Here is a 4,444-nt window from a genome sequence, read left to right as displayed (position 1 = left end):
GGCGCTTAGTGGAAATCCCGCGACCCCGGCAGGATGCGCACGTCGCGCGGATGCCGGTGCGACGGTTGGCGCGGCGGTTGCGGATGGGCGACGATGTCCGCGCGGACCAACTGCACGTGGGTTTCGTGGTCTTCTGACAGGCGGGACAGTTCGGTGCTGCGGTCAATGATGCGGCGGGCGACGACGTGGACGACATCTTCGGGACTTTTCTCGACGACGCCTTCGACCTGCATCAGGCGGGCGCCCATGACCTCGCGCCGGAACTGGTCCAGCATCCGCGCCCACAGGACCACGTTGGTAATGCCGGTCTCGTCCTCCAGGGTCACGAAGACGGCGTTGCCCTTGCCGGGCCGCTGACGCACCAGGACCACGCCGGCGACCTGCACCCGCGAGCCGCCGCGTTTCGCCTCGGTTTCGGCGCAGGTCAGGACTCGCTCGGCGGCGAAGACGGGGCGCAGGACGGCCATGGGGTGGGCCTTCAGCGACAGGCGTGCGGTCTGATAGTCGGCCGCGACGTGTTCGCCTAGCGGCATCAGGGGCAGATGGGCGTTGGGCTCGCTCCCCAGTTCGCGGGCGCCGCGCTCGCGCGCCTCGGCGGCGGCGAACAAGGGCAGGGGATTGTCGTCGGGCAATCGCCGCACCGCCCACAGGGCCTCGCGTCGATCCTGTCCCAGGGAACGGAAGGCGTCGGCGTCGGCCAGCTTGCGCATGGCGGCGGCGGGCAGTTCGGCGCGGCGGGCCAGGGTTTCGATATCGGCGAAGGGCGCCTCGGCCCGCGCCGCTGACAGAGCGTTCGCCCAATCCTCCCTGAAGCCGTCGATCTGGCGCAGGCCCAGACGCAGGACGGGCGTCTTCTCAGACCCCTCTAGACTGTTGTCCCAGTCGCTGTGCGAGACGTCGATCGGGCGCACCTCGACCCCGCCGACCTCCTGCGCCTCGCGCACGATCTGGGCGGGGGCGTAGAAGCCCATGGGCTGGCTGTTGAGCAGGGCGCAGGCGAAGGCCGCCGGGTGGCGGTGCTTGATCCAGGAAGAGACGTAGACCAGCCGGGCGAAACTGGCGGCGTGGCTTTCGGGAAAGCCGTAAGAGCCGAAGCCCTTGATCTGTTCGAAACACCGCTGGGCGAAGACCGGATCATAGCCGCGCTCGACCATCCGCCCGACCATGCGCGTCTCATAGGTGTGAAGGCTGCCGTCGCCACGGAAGGTGCCCATGGCCTTGCGCAGGCCGTTGGCCTCGCCGTCGCTGAACTCGGCGGCGACGATGGCCAGTTTCATCGCCTGCTCCTGAAACAGGGGCACGCCGAGGGTCTTGTGCAGCACCTGTTCCAGTTCGTCGGGCGGGCCGTGATCTGGGGAGGGTGAGGAATAGACGACCTCCTCCACACCGTTGCGGCGACGCAGATAGGGGTGAACCATGTCGCCCTGGATCGGGCCGGGGCGGACGATGGCGACCTGGATGACAAGGTCATAGAGGCAACGTGGCCGGAGCCGCGGCAGCATGTTGATCTGGGCCCGGCTCTCGACCTGGAAGACGCCGATGGACTGGCCTCGACACAGCATGTCGTAAACGGCCGGGTCCTCGCGCGGGAGGGTGTGCAGTTCCCAATCCTCCTTCTCATGCGCGCGGATCAGGTCGAAGGCCTTGCGGATGCAGGTCAGCATCCCCAGCGCCAGCACATCGACCTTCATCAGGCGCAGGGCGTCGATGTCGTCCTTGTCCCATTCGATGAAGGTGCGGTCGGGCATGGCGGCGTTGCCGATGGGAACCATCTCGTCCAGCCGGTCCTGGGTCAGGACAAAGCCCCCGACGTGCTGGCTGAGGTGGCGGGGGAAGTTCAGCAGACGGGACGCCATCTCGACCGCGCGGGCGATCATCGGGTTGGCTGTATCCAGTCCCGCCTGAACGACGTGGCGATCGCCGATCTCGGTCCCCCAACTGCCCCAGTGGCTGGAGGCCAGCCGAGCGGTGACGTCTTCGGTCAGACCTAGGACCTTGCCCACCTCGCGGATGGCGCTGCGGGGACGGAAATGGATGACGGTGGCGGCGATGCCGGCGCGATGGCGGCCATAGCGTTCGTAGATATGCTGGATGATCTCCTCGCGTCGTTCGTGCTCGAAATCCACGTCGATGTCGGGCGGTTCGTTTCGATCTTCGGACAGGAAGCGTTCGAACAGAAGATCGGACTCCATCGGATCCACCGAGGTGATGCCGAGGACATAGCAGACCGCCGAGTTCGCCGCCGAGCCGCGCCCCTGACACAGGATGCGCTTGTCACGCGCCACGCGGACGATGTCGAAGATGGTCAGGAAATAGGGCGCGATGTCCTTGCGGGCGATAAAGGCCAGTTCCTTGTCCAGCAGGGCCTGGACCTTGTCGGGAACGCCGTCAGGGTAACGCATGGCGGCGTGCCGCCCCGTAAGCTCTTCCAGCCAGGCCTGTGGGCTCCAATCGGGCGGAACAGGCTCTTTCGGATATTGATAGCTGAGCTCGGCCAGATCGAAGGTCGCGCGCGACAGGAAGGCGGTCGTCTCAGTCACCGCTTCGGGCGCGTCTTTGAACAGCCTCGCCATTTCATCTTCGGGCTTCAGCCAGCGCTCGGCGTTGGCCTCCAGCCGACGGCCGGCGGTTTCGATAGTCGCGCCTTCGCGGATGCAGGTCAGGACGTCCTGCAGGTCGCGGTCGTCGGGAGCGGCGTAGAGGACGTCGTTGAGCGCCAGCAGGGGAACGCCCGCTCGCTCTGCCATGGCCTTGAGCCGGGCCAGCCGGCGCCGGTCGTCACCGCGCCTGTGCAGGCCGGCGCCCAGCCAGACGGCGCCCGGCGCCGCCGCGTTCATGCGAGACAGCACCTCTTCCAGCCCTATCAGCCGGTCCGGCGGGACGAGGATCAGCAGCAGGTCCTCCGGATCGGCCAGCAGGTCGCGCAGGCCGATCTCGCACTCGCCCTTCCTGGCCCGGCGGTTGCCCAGGGTCAGCAGGCGCGTCAGCCGGCCCCAGCCCGCCCGCGTTTCCGGATAGGCGATGACGTCCGGCGTCCCGTCGTTGAAGACCAGCCGCGCCCCGGTCAGCAGGCGGAAGTCCGCCGCACGGCGCATCACCTCGTCGGACAGCGCCGGATCGTTCAGCGGGTCCTCGATGAAGGCGATCTCGCCGGGACTGCCGCCGTCGCGCATCCTGTCCGGCGGGGCCAGACCCTCGACGCGTATCTCCTTCAGCGTGCTCCAGGCCCGCACCACGCCCGCCACGGTGTTGCGATCGGCCAGCCCCAGTCCGGCATGGCCGCGCAGGATCGCGGTCAGCACCAAGTCCTTGGGATGCGAGGCGCCGCGCAGGAAGGAGAAGTTGCTGGCCGTCGCCAGCTCGGCGTAGACGCCGCAAGGGTCGAGCCTCTTCATGCGAACAGGCCGTGGATGAACCAGCGTGGTTCGGGCGTCTCGCCATAGAGGCCCTGACGGAACAGCCAGAAGCGACGGCCGTCCCGGTCTTCGACCCGGTAATAGTCGCGGGTGCGCTGGCCCGGATCGCGCCACCATTCGCCGCTGATCCGCTCGGGCCCTTCGGCGCGCGTCACCTCGTGCAGGACGCGGCGCCAGCGGAACTTCAGCGGATAGCCGTCGGGGATCTCGGCCAGGGTTTCGACCGGCTGGGGCGGGTCGAACATCTGCAGCGGCCGCAAGGGCGGATCGTCGGGATCGAGGTCGGGCCAGGGCTCGTCGCCACGATGGGCGGCGGCTGGAACTAGCCGCGCGGCGCGTTCGGGAATGTGCGAGGCGAAGGGTTCGAAGCGCAGCACGGCTTCCGGCCCCAGACGCGCTGTCAGCCGATCGATCAGGCGGCTGAAGGCCTCTTCGCCGGGCGTCTCGCGTTCCAGCCGCTGCTGGGTCGGCGCCAAAGCCTGGGTCCAGGGCACGGACATCCGCATCTGGTCGAAGCCGAAGCCAGGGTCCAGCGGGGCGGCCAGGGCGGCCATCCGCTCGCGGAACAGCCGTAGGGTCGCGGGGGCGTCGCGGGTCGGGCGGCCGGTGCGGACGACGATGCGGCGCGTCTCGCCGTCCACGCGATAGAAGCCGGCCTCGAAGGCGCGGCCGCCCAGGCCCGTCTGATCCAGCCGGTCCATGGTCTCGACCAGCAGGTCGGACAAGACTCGCTCCACGTCCTCGGGCGCCGAGATCGGCTCGAAGAAGACGCGGTCGACCACGACGGAGGCGGGCGGACGATGCGGGGTGATGCGCATGTCCTCGTCGCCCAAAATCCGCGCCAGTCGGGTCGGGAAGTCGGCGCCGAAGCGGGCGGCCAGGGGCGCGCGCGGCCGGTCGTCCAGATCGCCCAGCCGTTTCAGGCCCAGGCGACGCAGGGCCTCGTCCTCCTTGTCCGAAAGCTCCAGGGCGGCGACCGGCAGGCGACGCGCGGCGGCGCGGTCCTGGCCGGGCTCGAACCGGCCGCC

The 4,444-nt window shown here is 68.9% G+C and carries 2 protein-coding genes; both read right to left on the bottom strand.

From position 1 onward, the window contains the following. Positions 1-5: 5 nt before the first annotated feature. Positions 6-3,395 (bottom strand): error-prone DNA polymerase, encoded by a 3,390-nt coding sequence (locus BDIM_RS13525; RefSeq protein WP_040346198.1) that lies wholly within the window; start codon positions 3,393-3,395, stop codon positions 6-8. Then, on the bottom strand, positions 3,392-4,444 hold a 1,053-nt coding region (locus BDIM_RS13520; protein WP_040346196.1), incomplete at its 5' end, for a DinB/UmuC family translesion DNA polymerase. The genes BDIM_RS13525 and BDIM_RS13520, both read right to left, overlap by 4 nt.

Source organism: Brevundimonas diminuta ATCC 11568 (genome assembly GCF_000204035.1).
In the GTDB taxonomy this organism is placed as follows: Bacteria; Pseudomonadota; Alphaproteobacteria; order Caulobacterales; family Caulobacteraceae; genus Brevundimonas; species Brevundimonas diminuta.
The sequence above is the reverse complement of the archived record's forward strand: the minus strand, read 5'-3'. Positions and strand labels throughout refer to the sequence as shown.